The following is a 16,741-nucleotide window of genomic DNA, read 5'->3' on the forward strand; positions in this document are numbered from 1 at the left end:
AACTAGGTTGCAGACGGCGTGCCGCCGCGCTGGTGCAGCAGCAGGCCCAGGCTGATCGCCGCGGCGCCGGCCCAGGCCTGGGCCGGCAGCGCCTCTCCGTTGAACAGGCGGCCGAGGAACAGCGCGAACAACGGCGTCATCACCAGGGTCAGCGCCAGCGCGGCAGCTTCCAGGTGTTTCATCAGATAGTAGTAAAGGGCAAAACCCAGCACCGAGCCGAACACGCCCAGGTAGCCGATAGCCAGCACGCTGCGCAGCGGCAGCTCGGCCGGCCACGCGGCACCGTCCATCAGCCAGGCCAGGCCGAACAGCGGCAGGGACACCAGCATCACGCCGGCGGTCAGTGCCATCGGCGGCGTCGCCGCGCCGAAGCGCTTGACGCCCACCAGGCCAGCGGCATTGAGCAGCACCGCCAGCAGGATCGCCGCCAGCCCGGCCGGCGCCTGGGCTCCGCCAAGGTCCGTGCCGTGGCCGAAGACCACCGCCAGGCCCGCCGCCGCCAACGCCATGCCGGCCACCCGGCGCGGCGTCAGCGCCCGCTCGCCAAGCCACACGGCGGCCAGCACGCTGGTGACCAGCGGCGACAGGCCGAACAGCACCGAGATCAGCCCCGAATGAACGAACTGGGCGCCCCAGTAGACGCATAGCATCGTGCCGAACAGGCTGGTGCCGCCGATCAGGTAGGCCGGCCACACGCCACGGCGCAGCGGAAAGCCCGCGCCGGTCGCCGCCAGCACCCCCAGCGCACAGGCCAGCCCCACCACCATGCGGGCGAACAGCGCAAACGCGAAACCGCCGCCGGGTAGGCTCCAGTTGATCGCCAGCGGCGTGGTGGACCACAGGATGACCACCGAGATGTAGGCGAGAGGGACGGACATGGGCATCGGGGCGAAAAGGCTCGCCGGCAGTCGTTGATTCAAACTCCGCGGGCGGAGCGCCTACAGGTCCAGCACCAGCAGCTTGCCCCTGGCCCGCGAGCAGCACGGCAGGAACTGGTCGTTGGCGGCCTTCTCCTCGTCGGTGAGGTAGTTGTCCCGGTGGTCCACCTCGCCTTCCAGCACGCGGGTCAGACAGGTGCCGCAGACGCCCTGCTCGCAGGACACCTCGACATTCACGCCGGCCTCGCGCAGCGCCGCGACGACGGTCTTGGTGGGCGGCACGCTGACGCACTTGCCGCTGCTCGCCAGCTTGACCTCGAAACTGCCGTCCGCCGAGGTATCCACCTTCTGGCCGGCGAAGTACTCGAAGTGCACGCGCTCGGCGCTCCACTGGCGGGCCGCCGCGCCCTTGGTGACAAAGTCGATGAAGCCCGACGGCCCGCACACGTACAGGTGGGCGTCCGCGCCGGCGGCCTCCAGCACCGCGCCGAGATCCAGCTTCTGTGCGGCGTCACCGTCGTCGTAGTGGAAATGCACCCTGGCGGCGAAGGGCGAGCGGCGGATGCGCTCGACGAAGGCCGCCCGGTCGGCGGAGCGGGCACAGTAGTGCATCTCGAAATCCGCCCCGCTCTGGGCCAGGCGCTCAGCCATGCACAGGATCGGCGTCACGCCGATACCGCCGGCGAACAGCACGGAACGCTTGGCCGGCACCAGCGCGAAGTGGTTGCGCGGCGCGCTGATGCGCAGCACCTGCCCTTCCTGCAGCAGCTCATGGACGGCCACCGAGCCGCCGCGGGAGGCCGGATCGCGCAGCACGCCGATCAGGTAGCGGTGGGATTCGGTGGGGTCGTTGCACAGGGAATACTGGCGCACCAGGCCCGGTTTCACTTCCACGTCGATGTGCGAGCCGGCGCTGAAGGGCGGCAGCGCCGCCCCGTCGAGCGGGGCCAGCTCCAGCGACACGATGTCGGTGGCCTCGACGGCCTTGCGGGCGATGCGCACGGAAAGCTGGGTTGTCTCCATTTTCTTTTTTCTCCTGTCTGCTGTCGTTCAGGCCTGGGCCTGCAGGCGCTCGCGGATGTCGGCGCGCAGGCGGTCCTTGCGTATCTTGCCCGAGGCGGTGCGCGGGAAATCGTCCACCACCATCAGGCGCTCCGGGTATTTCTGCCGGGCCACGCCGCTGGCGGACACGAAGCCGAGCACCGCGTCGAGGTCCAGGCTCTCGCTGCCGGCCTGCGGGATCACGTAGGCGCACAGGGTCTCGCCGAGCCGCGCATGGGGCATGGCCACCACCGCCGCCTCCTTGATGCCCGGCATGCGGTGCAAGATGTCCTCCACCTCCTTGGCGCTGACCTTCTCGCCGCCGCGGTTGATCAGGTCCTTCTTGCGGCCGGTGATGACGATCGCCCTTTCCGGCGTCAGGCGGCCCAGGTCGCCGGTGGCGAAGAAGCCGTCGGCATCGAAACTCGCCGCAGTGGCTTCCGGATCGCCGTAACCGAGGAACATCGCCGGGCCACGCACGCAGATCTCGCCTTCCTGGCCGATGGACAGCGGGTGGCCCTCGTCGTCCAGCACGCGCACCTCGTAGTCGGCGATCTGCCCGTCGGTGGTGGCAGCCATGTCCATCTCGCCGGCACCGGCGAAACCCAGCGTGGTCAGCGGCACCTCGCTGGAACCATACACGCGGAACGCGCGGCACTGCCCGAGCACCTCGTAGGCCTTGCAGATCAGCGCCGGCGGCACCTCGGCGCCGCCGCAGGCGAACACCTGCAGGCTGGGCAGGCGCCGTCCGGCCTGCTCGGCGGCGGTCAGCAGCTCGTGCAGGAAGGGCGTCGCGCCGACGCTGGCGGTGACTTTCTCGGCATCGATCAGGTCGAGGGCTTCGGCGGCGCTCCAGCGCTCCATGAAGACGGTCCGGCTGTCGCTGCAGAAGGGCAGCTCCATGCCGCTCTGGCCGGTCACGTGGGTCACCGGCGAGGCCATCAGCAGCACGTTGGCGAGGCCGGGCACGTCCGAGCCCCGCGACCAAGTCTCGAAGGCCCGCCTGAGGCGCAGCGGCCCGGTGTTGTGGGTATGCAGCACGCCCTTCGGGCGGCCGGTGGTGCCGGACGTGTACAGGATCATCTTGACCGCGTTGGCATCCACCTGCGGCCGCAGCCCCAGCGGCAGGCCGGCGCTGACCAGCGCGTCGTAGCTGTCCGGGCCGTCGCCGCGCACCGCGAAGCGGTGCGTCAGGCCGGGCAGTTGGGGCGCCAGCCGCTCCATCATCGCCGCGTAGTCGAAGCCGCGGTACTCCACCGGGAAGAAGGCCGCCTTGACGCCCGCGTCGGCGAGCATGAAGGCCACCTCGGCATCCCGGTAGATCGGCACGATGGGCGCCACGACGAGGCCCAGCATCGTCGTCGCCAGGTCGATGACCACAGCCTCGCGCCAGTTGGGCAGCTGGAAGCTGACCACGTCGCCGGCCACCAGGCCGCGCGCCTGCAGCGCGGCGGCCAGGGCCTCGGCCTCGGCGAGCAGTTCGCTGACCGTGCAACGCTGCTCGCCGAACACGTGGGTGACCCGTTGCGGGTCGCGCTCGGCCAATTCGTAGGCGAAGTCGGCCAGGGTCTTGTTGGGCCAGTCGCCGCTGGCGCTGTAACGCTGGATCAGGGCCTCGTCGAGGCGGACCTGCCAGCCGCTCACGTCCTTGCGCATCGTCTGTCCTCCTCAGCGGGCCAGCGCGGCATCGGTGAAGCGCGCGAAATGCGCGTCCCGGTTGCCGAACAGCGCCGCGTTGACCATCAGGCGGCGGAAATAGTGGCTGACGTCCAGCTCGTCGGTGACGCCCAGGCCGCCGTGCATCTGCACCGCCTCGTTGCACACCTTGCGGGCGGCATGGACGACATAGGCGCGCGCGCCGCTGACGATGCGCGTGCGCTCCGCCGCCGGGCCGGCCAGGGCCTGCTGGGCGGCGGCGGTCAGCGCGCGGATCTCCTCCCGCAGCAGCAGGCAATCCACCATGCGGTGCTGCAGGGCCTGGTTGCTGCCGATGGCGCGGCCGAACTGCTTGCGCACCTTCAGGTAGTCGGTGGTGATGTCCACCAGCTTGCGCACGATGCCGAGGCTCTCGGCGCACAGGGCCACCGCCGCCTCGTCACGGGTCTCGGCCAGCGCCGTGGCGGCGGAGAGGCCGGAGTCCGGCTGCAACAGTTCCGCCGGCGCGCCGTCGAAGCTGAAGCTCGCCGCGCCGCGCCCATCCACCAGCCGGTAGCCGCGCCGGCTCACGCCGGCCGCGTCGGCGCCAACGCGCAGCACCACCGACGCGCCGGCCGTGTCGCGGGCCGCCACCAGCAGCTCGCCGGCCACGTCGCCATGCAGCACGCCCAGCTTGCCGCCGATCAGGCGGCTGCCATCGAAGACGCAGGCGTTGCCGGCTTCGTCCTCGTCGGCAAAAGCCAGGATCAGCGAACCGTCTGCCAGGCGCGGCAGCAGCGCTGCCTTCTGGCTGGCGGTGCCGAGCTTGAGCAGCAGGCCGGTGGCGACCACCGCGCTGGCCAGCACCGGCTCCATCAGCAGGCGGGCGCCGACGATCTCCATGATCGCCCCGACCGCCACCGCGTCGCCGTCCAGCCCGCCATCGTCCTCGGGCAGGCGCAGGGCCAGGAAGCCGAACTCGGCGAAGTCGCTCCACGCCTGCGGGCTGTAGCCCTCGGGGCGCTCCAGCATGCTCCAGCGCTGGTGGAAGCCGTAGTTGTCGTCGGCGTAACGGGCAGCGCTGTCGCGCAGCATCCCAATGGTTTCGAGATCGGTACTCATAGCCCCAGCACCACCTTGGCAACGATGTTGCGCTGGATCTCCGACGAGCCGCCGAAGATGGTCGCAGCGCGGTTATAGAAATGGTCCTTGAGGATGCCGCCGGCGTCGTCCGGCCCCAGCGGCGGCAGGCCGGCGCTGTGCAGGGCTTCCACGTCGAAGGCCACCCCGGCGGCGCCGAGGGCTTCCACCAGGGTTTCCATGACTTCCTGGTACAGCTCGGTGCCACGGATCTTGATCAGCGAGGCTTCGCTGCCGTTCTCGCTGCCGTCGCACATGGCCTCGACGGCCTGGTAGGCAGCCAGCTCGAGGGCCAGGAAGCGCAGCTCGAACTCACCGAGGCGGTTGCGCAGCAGCGGCTGCTCAATCAGCGGCAGGCCATTCACGACGGTCTCTCGGGCGTGGCGCTTGAGGCGGTCCAGCACATGCCAGGCCCAGCCGACGATGGCGCCGGCGGTGCGCTCGTTTTTGAGCAGGAACTTGGCGTAGGTCCAGCCCTTGCCTTCCTCGCCGATCAGGTTTTCGGCCGGCACCTTGACGTCTTCCAGCCACACCTCATTGACGTGGGCGTAGCCGTCCATGGTGCGGATCGGCACGACCTTCACGCCGGGGCTCTTCATGTCGATGAGCAGGAAGGAGATGCCGCTCTGCGGCTTGTCGTCCTTGTCGGTGCGGACCAGGCAGAACAGCCAGTCGGCCCATTGCGCGTAGGTGGTCCACACCTTCTGGCCGTTGACCACGTAGTGATCGCCGTCGCGGATGGCGGTGGTGCGCAGGCCGGCCAGGTCGGAGCCGGCGCCCGGTTCGGAGTAGCCCTGGGCCCAGAACTCCTCGGTGGTCTTGATGCCGGGCAGGAAGCGCTGCTTCTGGGCCTCGCTGCCGAAGGCGTAGATCACCGGGCCGACGTACTTCACGCCGAAGGGGATCACCCATGGGCAGCCGAGGCGCGCCAATTCGTCCTCGAAGGCGAAGCGCTCAAGGGGCGACCAGCCCTTGCCGCCGTATTCCGCCGGCCAGTGGGCCACCGACCAGCCCTGCTGGTCGAGCAGGCGCATCCAGCGCACGTAGTCGTCCTTGGACAGCACCTGGTGGCGGTGCGACTTGTCGCGCAGGTCGGCGGGCATCACGGTGGCGTGGAAATCACGCACCGCCTGGCGCAGGCTGTCGGCCCGCGCCCTCAGTTCGGAAAGCGGAGCCGGGCTCATCGTGCCTCCTCGTCGGAAATCTTGACCAGCTGGACGCCACGGTTCTTGCCGTGGAACACCCGGCCGATGGCCTCGACCATCGAGTCCAGGCCGTCCAGCACTTCGATCTGGTACTTCAGCGCGCCGGTGGCGACCCATTCCTGCAGGATGCCGACCACCTCGTCGTAGCGGTGCAGGTACTCGCTGACCAGAAAACCCTCCATGCGCGCCGCCTTGTTCACCAGCGTCATCAGCGACGCGGTGTTCTGGGTGACGCCGCCGTTGTAGCTGGACACCAGCCCGCACAGCACGACGCGGCCCTTGAAGCGCAGACGCTCGATGAGCATGTCCATCACCGGGCCGCCGACGTTCTCGTAGACGACGTCGATGCCCTCCGGGCACAGCGCGTCGAGGCGCGCAGCGACATCCTCGGACTTGTAGTCGATGACGTGCTCGATGCCGCACTCGTCGCGCAGCCAGCCGCACTTCTCGCTACCGCCGGCGATGCCGACCACCTTCAGGCCGAGCTTCCGGCCGATCTGGCACACCAGGGAGCCGACGCTGCCGGCAGCGGCAGTCACCACCAGGGTTTCACCGGCCTTCGGACGGCCGATCTCGTTCAGGCCGCAGTAGGCGGTGAGGCCCTGCACGTCGAGCACCGAGCGGTAGGCCGCCAGCGGCACGCCGGGCCGCGGACGGACCTGCTGCAGCTGGCCGGCCGGTGCCACCGACCACACCTGGCAGCCGCCGAGGCCATTCACGTAGTCGCCGGGGGCCAGCGACGGATCGCGGGACGACTCGACGATGCCGAGGGTGATGCCGGTCATCACCTCGCCCAGCGGCTGCGGCGGGAAGTAGGTTTCCTTCGCGTTCATCCACAGGCGCATGGACGGCGGGATCAGCAGGTACAGGTTGCGCACCCGCACCTCGCCGGGGCCGGGCTCGGGAATCGGCGCGCGGGTCACGTCGAAGTGCTCGCGGCCGACCTCGCCAGTCGGGCGGCTGGCCAGCCGCCACTGCACGTTGAGGGTGTCGAGGGGCGCGTTCACTTGCCCGCTCCCAACCCGAGGTACTTGTCGAGCGTCTCGTGGTGGTGGCGGATGCGGCTTTCCTGGTAGCTGGCCAGGCTCACGGCGCCCTTCTTGGAGGCGCGCAGACCCTTGGTCATCGCCCCTAGGTTGCGCATGTCCTGATCGAACACCGGGCCGAGGGCGCCCAGCTCCGGCGCCGCCGAGAAGGGCTGGTCGTCCGGCAGGCGGTTGAGCTTGGCCGGCGGCGGCGGCACTTCGCCTTCCTTGTGGCGCCACAGCACCATCACGTCGAAGATGCAGCTCTCGTGGTTGTTGCCGTCGGGGATCACGCGATACACGATATTGCCGCAGTAGCCGGACCAGATCTGGGTGTTGGGGAAGATCGAGTACAGGATGGCGTCCTGCAGTTCGGCCAGCGTGACCTGGCTCAAGTCGCGCCCGGAGGCCTCGCCGAAGATGCGCCGGTTCAGTTCGCCGATGTACTGGCGGGCGGTCTGGCCTTCGGGCAGCGTGTGGGCGCTGCCGTCGGAATCGGCCATGCGGCCGGACTCCTCGAGGATGTCGTGCAGCACCAGCGGCTCGACGACGCCGCGGGTGTGGGTGCTGGGCACCGCCATCGGGGTGACGCTGCGGCTGATGTTGTCGCCGTACATGTCGTACTGGCTGTCGCAGTCGGCGGTGAAGGTGAGCAGCTGCGGGTGCGTCACGCGGGCATGCATGGACTCCATGAAGGCCTCCTGGGCGACCTTCCAGTTGGCCTCGACGCGGCGCTGCACGTGGGCGACGATCACCGAACGCTCGAAGGCGTAGTCGCGGAAGTGCTCGGGCAGCGCGTCCAGGTAGCCGGCCAGCGGCTGGGCATTCTCGTCCATGTTGATGAAGACGAAGCCGAGCCAGCTGTCCACACGCACCGGCGGCAGGTCGTTGTTGCGCCCTTCGAGGTGCTTGAAGTCCCAGGTGCAGGGCATGCTGGCCAGCTTGCCTTTCAGGTCCCACGTGAAGCCGTGGTAGGGACACTTGAGCTGGCCGACGGTGCCGCCGTTCATGCGCAGCGCGCGGCCGCGGTGCAGGCAGGAGTTGTGGAAGGCGCGGATCACGCCATCGTCGCCGCGCATCACGATGATGGAGCTGTCGACGATGTCGTACACCAGGTGGTCGCCGGCCTTCGGGATCTGTTCCTCGCGGCCGACGAACTGCCAGGTCTTCGGCCACATCTTTTCCGCTTCGAGGCGGTGGAAGGCCGCCGAGGCGTAGCGATCGACGGACAGGTCGGCATCGCCGAAGCCCGGGTTGTGGGGGGCCAGGTAGTCGGGCACCGGCACCGTCTCCTGCTTGAGGAGCTGCTGGAAAACCCCCGGGTCGCCGCCCTCTTCCTGAGGCAGGATCTCGAATTTTTCGCTGGGCTTGTTCATGTCTGTGTCTCCGTCCGTTTCTCTTTTGTGTGGGGCGGCCGGCTTCAGCCGGCCTGCAGGATGGTCACGGCGCTGACGCCGGGGGCGCCATAGACGTGGGTGTAGCCGAGCCGGGGGGTGCCCGGCACCTGCCGCGCGCCGGCCTGGCCGCGCAGCTGCGTGCAGATTTCGATGACCTGGCGCAGGCCCGAGGCGCCCACCGGCTCGCCGTTGGCGAGGCAGCCGCCGTCGGTGTTGATGGGCAGCCGGCCGTGGATGTCGGTGTCGCCGTTCTTCAACAGATGGGCCTGCTCCCCGTGTTCGCAGAAGCCGTTCTCGGCGATGTGGATCAGCTCGGAGCCGCTGTCGGTGTCCTGCAGCTGGATCACGTCGATGTCCTGCGGACCGACGCCGGCCAGCTCGAAAGCGGCGCGGGAGGCCATCACCGTCGGCGCCGGCGACTGCTGCGCGGCCAGGCCCGGGTTGAAGACCTCGAAGGAGCCGTGGTGGCGGGTGCGCATCACGGCGGCCTTCACGATCACCGGGTTGGCGCTGTACTTGCGGGCATGCTTCGCGCTGCACAGCACCAACGCCGCGCCGCCCTCCGCCGGGTTGCAGAACATGAACTTGCGCAGCGGCAGGTTCACCGCCATCGATTCGGCGATCTCTGCGTACGACAACTCGCGGCGGCGCCACGCGTGAGGCGTCAGCGCGCCATTGCGGAAGGCCCGCTGGGCGATGCGTACCAGTGCGTCCTCGCCGATGCCGTGCTCGTGCATGTAGCGCTGGGTCTTCAGCGCGAAGAACTGGGTGGTCAGCATCAGGCCGGTTTCGCCGTACCAGTCCTCCAGCCCCCAGTCCTTCGGTTTGGGGTTGAAGGCGCCGCGCGGGTGCTTGTCGAAGCCCACTGCGACGCCGATCTCGGCCACGCCGGACTGGATTGCCGCGATCACGCTGGCCAGCGCCGAGCCGCCGGTGGCGCAGCCGTTGGCCACATTCACGAAGGGGATGCCGGTCAGGCCCAGGTGGTTCGACAGCGCGTCGGCGTTGCCGCCGTCCTGGCTGCCGCCGTAGGCGACACCGACGTCCTTCCATTCGATACCGGCATCCTTCAGGGCCTCGCGCACCGCGTAGGCGCCCTGCTGCTGGCCGGACAGCGTGTCGGTGCGTCCAAAGGGATGCAGGCCGACGCCGATGATTGCAACTTCGTTGTCCATGCGGGGAATCTCCGGAAAATCAGGCGGGGGCGAAGGCGTAGGTGTAGACCGGCTCCTCACCGGGCACCTGGCGGTAGGCCTGCAGGGTCAGGACCATCGGCATGCCGATGGCGAGCAGTGCCGGGTCGGCGACGCTCAGGCGGCTTTCCACCTTCACGCCGGACGGCATCTCCACGTAGCCGACGCCATAAGGCCGGAAGTCCGCCTCGGACTCGCCGCCGTTGTAGGGCGCCTTGGGCTGGAAGCCCTGGATGGTCCACGACCACAGCTTTCCTTCGCTGCCCACGCGGTAGGGCTCCATGTCGGTGGTGCAGCAGCGCGTGCAGCCATGGCTAGCCGGGAAGTACACCTCGCCACAGGCGCGGCAGCGGCTGCCCAGCAAGACCGGGCGCCCGCCGGCCAGGTCGAGCAGCTCGGGACAGGCAAGTTTCTTGGGGGTATCCAGCTTCATAGGACCGGCCTCGTATTGGTATAAAACAATCAATCCTGTTTGTTATAGTACAGGAAAGAAATTGGTGGGGACAACAGGGAAATGGATTTCTTTGACCGTGCGGGCGAATGCATCCGTCCACAGACGGCGTTCCGCCTGCTGGGGCGCCTGAGGCCGCCCCAGCAGTCTCCCCTCCCCCACCGTCACGCCGGATGAATCTGTCCTGCTCCAGACAGCACAAAGGGGCCACGTGGCCCCTTTGGTTCTGGTAGCGGAAGCAGCCTGCCTCAGCCGGCGGCAACCTTCTTCGTCCGCCGGGCCTTGGGTGCCGGCGCGGCGGCAGGCTCGGGCTCAGCAGCCCCAGGCTGCGGCGGGATCTTGGTGCCATGCACGGCCTCGTAGGCCTTCTCGAACTCCATCATCGCCACCGATGCGAGCAGCTTGTGCAGGCGGTGCAGGCGGTCGCCCTGCATGTAGGGGGTCGGGTTGACGGCGACGCCCTTCAGGGAATGGAAGAACAAGTCGCGCAGCACTTCGCCGGTCTGCGGGTAGTCGGCCCAGAACGGGAAGCGCTTCAGCATGCTGGCGTTCTTCCTGTCGTCGAGGGCCTTCTCGAGGGGCTGCATGACCGTGGCGAGTTCCTTGTCGGTACGAGCGCCGCGCTGGAGTTCCTGCAAGGCAATGAAGGACGGCCGCGCGTAGTAGTACTTCTGCAGCATCTCGAGGGTGTCGAGCATGCTCTCGTAGGTGGCGAGGTCGCCCTCCGGCAGGCGGATGCGCCGGCAGGCGTCCTCGTATTCGGCGGCGCGCAGGTCGGTGATGTATTCGGCGGCGGCCTCGAAGACGTCGGCGCGGGACTTGAAGTGGTGGGTCATCGCCCCGCGGGACACGCCGGCCTTCTGGGCGATCTTCTCGGTGGTGGTCTGGGTGTAGCCGAGCTCGACGAGGCACTGCAGCGTGGCTTCGAGGATCTGGTTGCGGGTAGCCTGGCTCTTCTCGGCCTGCCAGGTACCACCGCTGGCCTTGGAGCGGGCGGCGTCGCGCTTGGGGCGGACGATCTTGCGTACCGGCGGAGCCTCGGGGCTCAGCAAAGATTCCGGTTTGTTTTCTTCAGTCATGTAGGTATCCCCCAGATCCGGGCAGTTGCCGCCGGTCCGGCGTAGTCGTGAAGCGCCAGGGCGTGCCAAGGCAAGGTGAGGCGCCCTTTTGCTCTCTGCTGCGCCCCCGGCCGACGCCGGGGAGAATGCGTGTTATGTACTTATTTCAGCAGGTTTACCAGCGAGGATTCTACGACAAGCGAACCGAGTGTCCATAGTCGACGGTCAGCACGCTGCCGTTCATGTACGACGAGGCCTCGCTGGCCAGCAGCAGCAGCGGGCCGTCGAGTTCCTCCAGGCGCCCGAGGCGCTTGGCGGGCAGCAGGGCGATCTCCTTCTTGCCGGCGTCCGACTCGTAGAACGGGTTGGTCATCTCGCTCGGGAAGTAGCCCGGCGCGATCGCGTTGACGCGGATGCCGTGGGGCAGCAGGTCCAGCGCCATGTAGCGCGTCATGTGGATCAGCGCGCCCTTGGTCGTACCGTAGTTGATGAAGTTGGGATAGGCCAGGTGGCCGAGGATGGAGGCGATGTTGATGATCGAGCCGCCCTGCTCCGCGGCGATCAGGCGCTGCGCCACGGCCTGGGTCACGAAGAACGGGCCCGACAGGTTCACGTCGAGCACCGAGTTCCACTGGGCCTCGCTCATCTGGTGGAACACCGTCGGGTCGGTGGCGCCGGCGTTGTTGACCAGGATGTGCGCCGGGTTGCCGAAGCGCTGCTCGATGGCGTCCAGCGCGGCGCCAATGGTGGCCTGGTCGCCGACGTCCATACGGCAGGCCATGGCCTGGCCGCCGGCGTCGCGGATCGCCGCAGCCACCGCCTCGACGCGCTCGACGCGGCGCGCCACGCAGGCCACCTTCGCGCCGGCCGCCGCCAGCACGTGGGCCATGCGTTCGCCCAGGCCGGAACCGGCCCCGGTCACCAGGGCGACCCGGCCTTCCAGGGAAAAGCGTTGCAGGAGGGAGCCTGCCTCAATGTGGGTCGTCATGTTGTTGTCCTTATCGTGATTTCAGGCCAGCGCCGCCGGATCGGCCAGCGCGTCGGCGATGCTGCGGGTGAAGCGGGCCGCGTCGGCACCGTTGATCACCCGGTGGTCGTAACTCAGGGACAAGGGCAGCACCGGCACGCCGACCACTTGCCCCTCCACCAACTTGAGCCGCTCGGCCGTGCGGGTGACACCGAGGATGGCGACTTCCGGCGCGTTGATGATCGGCGTGAAGCCGGTGCCGCCGAGGTTGCCGAGGGAGCTGATGGTGAAGCAGCCGCCGGACATCTCGGTGATCGGCAGGCCCTTGCCGCGAGCCCGCTCAGCCTTGTCGGCCAGCTCGGCGGCGATCTCCGGGATGCTCTTCCTGTCGCAATCGCGGATCACCGGCACAACGAGGCCGTTGGGCGTTTCCACCGCGATGCCGATGTGGAAGTAGCGCTTCATCACCAGGCCGTCGCCGTTGGGCGTCAGCGACGCGTTGAAGCGCGGGAAGGCCTGCAGCGCCTTGACCACCGCCTTGACCAGGAAGGCCACCTGGGTGACCTTCACGCCGGACTCGGCGCTGATCGCCTTGCGCGCCGCATCCAGCCCGGGCACTTCGGCCTCGTCCTGGTGGAACACGTGGGGGATCTGCGCCCAGTTGCGGGCCAGGAAGGACGCCACCAGCTTCTGGTGGCGCGGCAGCGGCACGGTTTCGATCTCGCCGAACAGGCCGAAGTCCATCACCGGCATCGGCGGCAGGCTGGCCGGCCAGGCCGGCATATCCATGGCGCTCATCACACCAGCTCGCCGATGACGGTGCCGACCTCGTAGGTTTCGCCGGCTTCCTTGATGATCTTCAGGGTGCCGTCGGCCGGGGCCTCGACTTCCTGCACGGACTTCTCGCTCTCCATCGTGTACAGCAGCTGGCCTTTCTCGACGGCGCCGCCGTTCGGCACCATCCATTCGGTCAGGATGGCTTCATTGACGGAAAAACCGAGCTTGGGGAGGATGATTTCGGTTGCCATGATGTTGTCCTTGTCGGGGTCGTTGGGGGCTTAGTTCAGGGTTTCGCGGATGGCCGCCAGGATGCGTTCCCGGGTCGGCACGAAGGCGGCTTCGAGGGGCTTGGAGAAAGGCACCGGCGAGCGCGCCGCGCCAACCCGCGCCACGGGGGCCTTGAGCTGGCCGAAGAGCTCCTTGTGCAGGCGCGCGGAGATCTCGGCGCCGACGCCGAAGTCCACTTGGGCTTCGTGGGCCACCACCACGCGGCCGGTCTTGCGGGCCGAGGCGAGGATGGTGTCCATGTCCAGCGGGGAGATGGTGCGCAGGTCGATGACCTCGGCGGCGATACCTTCCTTGGCCAGTTCCTTGGCCACGCCGATCACGTCGTGGAGGGTCTTGCTGTAGCTGATCAGCGTGATGTCGCTGCCTTCCTGCACGATCCGGGCCTTGCCGATCGGCACCCGCACGCCGGGCTCCGGCGCTTCGCCGGGGACGAAGTACAGCGGCAGGTTCTCGATGAAGATGCACGGGTCGTCGTCGAAAATGCACGACAGCATCAGGCCGTAGGCGTCCGCCGGGGTGGCCGGGGCGACGACCTTCAGGCCGGCGGTGTGGGCGAACCAGGCTTCCAGGTAGTCGGCATGCTGGCCGCCGGTGCCGAAGCCGGCCCCGGTGGTGGTGCGGATCACCAGCGGCACGTGGGTCTGGCCGCCCGTCATGAAGCGCAGCTTGGCGGCGTGGTTGACGATCTGATCCATTGCCACCGTGGTGAAGTTCATCAGCATGATCTCGGCCACCGGGCGCAAGCCGGCCAGCGCGCCGCCGACCGCCGCGCCGACGATGGCCTGCTCGGCGATCGGCGTGGATTTGACGCGGCCGGTGCCGAACTTGGTGGACAGGCCGGCGGTGCACTTGAACACCCCGCCGCCTTCCCGGTCGGCGATGTCCTCGCCGAGGACCACCACCGATTCGTCGAGGGCCATGGCGTCATGGAGGGCCAGGTTGATGGCCTGGGCGGTGTTCATCTTTTTCTGGGCTGCGGTGCTCATGCTTGGGCTCCCTCGGCAACGACATCCTTGGCGAGTTCGGACACATCGGGATAAGGGCTGGCGAGGGCGTATTCGACGGCCTCTTCGAAGGCGGCGGCGTTGGTGGCCTCGATGTCGGACAGCTGGCCGTCGCTGGCGTGGCCCTGGGCGATCAGCCAGGCGCGGAAGCGCGGCAGCGGATCGGCGGCGATGGCTGCGGCCATCTCGTCCTTGGCGATGTAGTGGCTGTCGTCGCCCATCAGGTGGCCGCGGAAGCGGAAGGTGTTGGCCTCCAGCAGCGTCGGGCCTTCGCCGGCGCGGGCGCGGGCCACCGCGGCGCTGGCGGCCTGCCACATGGCGACGGCGTCGTTGCCGTCCACCTCGACGCCGGGGATGCCGTAGCCGATGGCGCGGTCGGCGATGGTCGCCGCGCCGGTGCCATATTCGTACTTGGTGTGCTCGGCGTAGCCGTTGTTCTGGCACACGAAGAGCACTGGCAGCTTCCACACCGCAGCCAGGTTGAGCGCCTCGTGGAAGGCGCCGATGTTGGACGCGCCGTCGCCGAAGTTCACCACCGTGACCTGGTCGGTGCCCTTCAGTTGCGACGCCCAGGCCAGGCCGTTGGCAATCGGCAGGCCGGCACCGACGATGCCGGTGGTGACCGGCAGGCCGGACGCGACGTGAGTCACGTGCATCGGCCCGCCCTTGCCCTTGCAGGTGCCGGTGGCGCGGCCGAGCAGTTCGGCAACGAAGGGCTTCAGCGGAATGCCCTTGGCGAGCTGGTCGTGGATGCCGCGGTAGGTGGTCACCACGTAGTCGCTGGCCTTGAGGTTCACCGAGATCGCCGCCGGGATCAGCTCCTGGCCCCGCGGCGAGTAGTACGGCGAAGCGATCTGGCCGGCCTTGATCAGCTCGATGAAGCGGTCGTCCGCACGCTTGATCAGCGTCGCGATGCGGTAGATGTCCAGCAGGACCGCCTTGCTGGGTTGCTGCGTTTCACTCATGCCCTACCTCTCGATTGGGTTGGTAACGGGGGGCCGTGGATCCGGCGGCTCATCCGGCAAACGGAAAAGAAACCAACAATCCCGTTTGTTTTTTTGCAGTATATCGGCAGTGATCGGGTGGCACAAGGGGAAAGGGAACAGGTTTTCGGGCGCCGCTACGGATGCCCAGAACAGGCGGATTCCCGCTGCCGGCGCGCGGCCGGCAGCGGCCTTGGCCCAACCCGCCAGCGCCACGCCGCGGGCCAGGCCGTTCAGTCCTCCAGATAGCTGTCCAGCGTCCGGTGGTGCGCGCGGATGCGCAGCTCCTGGTAGCTGGCCAGCGTCACCACGCCGGTCAGCGAGGACTTCAGGCCGCGGGTCATGTGCGGCAGGTTGCGCATGTCCTGGTCGAGCACCGGGCCCAGCGCACCCAGTTCCGGCGCCGCGCTGAAGGGCTCGTCGTCCTTCAGCCAATGCACCGCCGGCGCCGCCGGCCTGGCCTCGCCAGCCTTGTGGCGGCCGAGGACCATCACGTCGTAGATGCAGCTCTCCGGGTTGTTGCCGTCCGGCATGGCCCGGTAGACGATGTTGCCGAAGTAGCCGGCCCAGATCTGGAAATGCGGGAACACCGAATACAGGATTGCGTCCTGCAACTCGGCCAGCGTGGCGTGGGACAGGTCGCGGCCGGTGGCTTCCGCATAGGCGCTGCGGTTCATCTCGCCGACGTACTGGCGCGCCGTCATGCCGTCCGGCAGACGGTGGGCGTCGCCGTTGGCGTCCGCCATGCGGCCCGACGCGGCGATGCAGTCGCGCATCACCTCGGCCTGGCTGACGCCTGCCAGGTTGGGGCTGGCGATGGACATCGGCGTGATGCAACGCGCGATGTGGGGGCCGAACACGTCGTACTGGCTGTCCACGTCGTCGGTGAAGGTCATGATGTGCGGATGGGTGGCGCGCACGTGGAAGGACTCGAAGAAGGCTTCCTGGGCCAGCTTCCAGTTGCACGGGATGCGCTTGCGCACGTGCAGCAGCGTGGTGGCGTGCTCCAGGTCGTAGTCGGCACAGTGCGCCGGCACCACACCCAGCCAGTCGGCGAGCGGCGCGGCATCCTGGTCGAAGTTGATGAAGATGAAGCCGGCCCAGCTCTCCACACGCACCTGCGGCAGGTCCTGGCGCTCCTCCCCGAGATGCTTGAAGTCCCAGGCACACGGCAGGCTCTTCATGCGCCCGACCAGGTCCCAGGTGAAGCCATGGAAGGGGCAGCGCAGGCTCTTCACGTGGCCGCCCTCGGTGCGCAGCGCGATGCCCCGGTGCAGGCAGGAATTGGCGAAGGCGCGCACCTGGCCGTCCTTGCCACGCATGACGATCAGCGAGCGCTCGCCGATGTCGTGCACCACGTGGTCGCCCGGATTGGGGATCGCCTCGTCGCGGGCCACGAATTGCCACACGCGCGGCCACATCTTGTCCATCTCGCGACGGTGGAAGTCCGGCGAGAAATAGCGTTCGACGGCCAGGTCCGCGTCGCCGAAGTCGGGCGCCGGGGCCGGGCGCAGGAACTCGGGCACCGGCACCGTCTCCTCGGCGAGCAGACGCTGGAAAGTGGCCGGATCGCCGAGATTGTCGGGCGGCAGATAGGTATACGGCAGTGCGGGTGCGTTCATTGTCAGTCTCCTCCTGAGCCTGGCGGCAGCGGGCCACCGGCGGGTTTATTGGCTGGATCGCCGCCCGGCCGGGG

16 protein-coding genes are annotated in these 16,741 nt (G+C 68.4%); all 16 read right to left on the reverse strand.

Annotated features, from left to right (window positions below; translation table 11 throughout):
* Nucleotides 1-2: 2 nt before the first annotated feature.
* The 16 genes from AC3QL2_RS09645 to AC3QL2_RS09720 all read right to left on the reverse strand — a co-directional run bounded on the left by AC3QL2_RS09645 (nt 3) and on the right by AC3QL2_RS09720 (nt 16,667).
* Entirely contained in the window at nt 3-878 is an 876-nt protein-coding gene (locus AC3QL2_RS09645; RefSeq protein WP_493233314.1) for a DMT family transporter, read from the reverse strand.
* Nucleotides 879-938: 60 nt separating this feature from the next.
* The gene (locus AC3QL2_RS09650) at nt 939-1,901 is read right to left on the reverse strand and encodes a PDR/VanB family oxidoreductase (protein ID WP_493233315.1); all 963 of its coding nucleotides are present in this window, start codon (nt 1,899-1,901) and stop codon (nt 939-941) included.
* A gap of 27 nt (nt 1,902-1,928) precedes the next feature.
* Nucleotides 1,929-3,575 (reverse strand): AMP-binding protein, encoded by a 1,647-nt coding sequence (locus AC3QL2_RS09655; RefSeq protein ID WP_493233316.1) that lies wholly within the window; start codon nt 3,573-3,575, stop codon nt 1,929-1,931.
* 12 nt (nt 3,576-3,587) lie between these two features.
* Entirely contained in the window at nt 3,588-4,676 is a 1,089-nt protein-coding gene (locus AC3QL2_RS09660) for an acyl-CoA dehydrogenase family protein (RefSeq protein WP_493233317.1), read from the reverse strand.
* Nucleotides 4,673-5,878, reverse strand: a complete 1,206-nt coding sequence (locus tag AC3QL2_RS09665; protein WP_493233318.1) for an acyl-CoA dehydrogenase family protein — start codon at nt 5,876-5,878, stop codon at nt 4,673-4,675. Before AC3QL2_RS09665 ends, AC3QL2_RS09660 begins: the two co-directional genes overlap by 4 nt.
* Nucleotides 5,875-6,906 (reverse strand): NADP-dependent oxidoreductase, encoded by a 1,032-nt coding sequence (locus AC3QL2_RS09670; RefSeq protein ID WP_493233319.1) that lies wholly within the window; start codon nt 6,904-6,906, stop codon nt 5,875-5,877. Before AC3QL2_RS09670 ends, AC3QL2_RS09665 begins: the two co-directional genes overlap by 4 nt.
* Nucleotides 6,903-8,300, reverse strand: a complete 1,398-nt coding sequence (locus tag AC3QL2_RS09675; protein ID WP_493233320.1) for an aromatic ring-hydroxylating oxygenase subunit alpha — start codon at nt 8,298-8,300, stop codon at nt 6,903-6,905. The genes AC3QL2_RS09670 and AC3QL2_RS09675 overlap by 4 nt, the downstream gene beginning before the upstream one ends.
* A 44-nt stretch (nt 8,301-8,344) precedes the next feature.
* Nucleotides 8,345-9,496, reverse strand: coding sequence for a thiolase family protein (locus AC3QL2_RS09680; protein WP_493233321.1), 1,152 nt, complete (start codon nt 9,494-9,496; stop codon nt 8,345-8,347).
* A gap of 19 nt (nt 9,497-9,515) precedes the next feature.
* Entirely contained in the window at nt 9,516-9,947 is a 432-nt protein-coding gene (locus tag AC3QL2_RS09685) for a Zn-ribbon domain-containing OB-fold protein (RefSeq protein ID WP_493233322.1), read from the reverse strand.
* A gap of 266 nt (nt 9,948-10,213) precedes the next feature.
* Complete coding sequence (locus tag AC3QL2_RS09690) at nt 10,214-11,044, reverse strand: TetR/AcrR family transcriptional regulator (RefSeq protein ID WP_493233323.1); 831 nt, start codon at nt 11,042-11,044, stop codon at nt 10,214-10,216.
* 169 nt (nt 11,045-11,213) lie between these two features.
* On the reverse strand, nt 11,214-12,011 hold the full coding sequence (locus AC3QL2_RS09695; protein ID WP_493233324.1) for an SDR family NAD(P)-dependent oxidoreductase: 798 nt from the start codon (nt 12,009-12,011) through the stop codon (nt 11,214-11,216).
* Nucleotides 12,012-12,032: 21 nt separating this feature from the next.
* Nucleotides 12,033-12,788 carry a 2-oxo acid dehydrogenase subunit E2 gene (locus AC3QL2_RS09700; protein ID WP_493233325.1) on the reverse strand — a complete coding sequence of 252 codons (756 nt, stop codon included), beginning with the start codon at nt 12,786-12,788 and terminating at the stop codon, nt 12,033-12,035.
* Nucleotides 12,788-13,018 carry a biotin/lipoyl-containing protein gene (locus AC3QL2_RS09705; protein WP_079435214.1) on the reverse strand — a complete coding sequence of 77 codons (231 nt, stop codon included), beginning with the start codon at nt 13,016-13,018 and terminating at the stop codon, nt 12,788-12,790. Before AC3QL2_RS09705 ends, AC3QL2_RS09700 begins: the two co-directional genes overlap by 1 nt.
* A 30-nt stretch (nt 13,019-13,048) precedes the next feature.
* Nucleotides 13,049-14,044, reverse strand: coding sequence for an alpha-ketoacid dehydrogenase subunit beta (locus AC3QL2_RS09710; protein WP_493233326.1), 996 nt, complete (start codon nt 14,042-14,044; stop codon nt 13,049-13,051).
* Complete coding sequence (locus tag AC3QL2_RS09715) at nt 14,041-15,027, reverse strand: thiamine pyrophosphate-dependent dehydrogenase E1 component subunit alpha (protein WP_079435212.1); 987 nt, start codon at nt 15,025-15,027, stop codon at nt 14,041-14,043. The genes AC3QL2_RS09710 and AC3QL2_RS09715 overlap by 4 nt, the downstream gene beginning before the upstream one ends.
* Before the next feature lie 251 nt (nt 15,028-15,278).
* A complete protein-coding gene (locus AC3QL2_RS09720) occupies nt 15,279-16,667 on the reverse strand; it encodes an aromatic ring-hydroxylating oxygenase subunit alpha (protein WP_493233327.1) in 1,389 nt (462 codons plus the stop codon).
* Between the last annotated feature and the right edge of the window lie 74 nt (nt 16,668-16,741).

It is taken from the genome of Zoogloea sp. GW822-FHT05C07 (assembly GCF_058800215.1).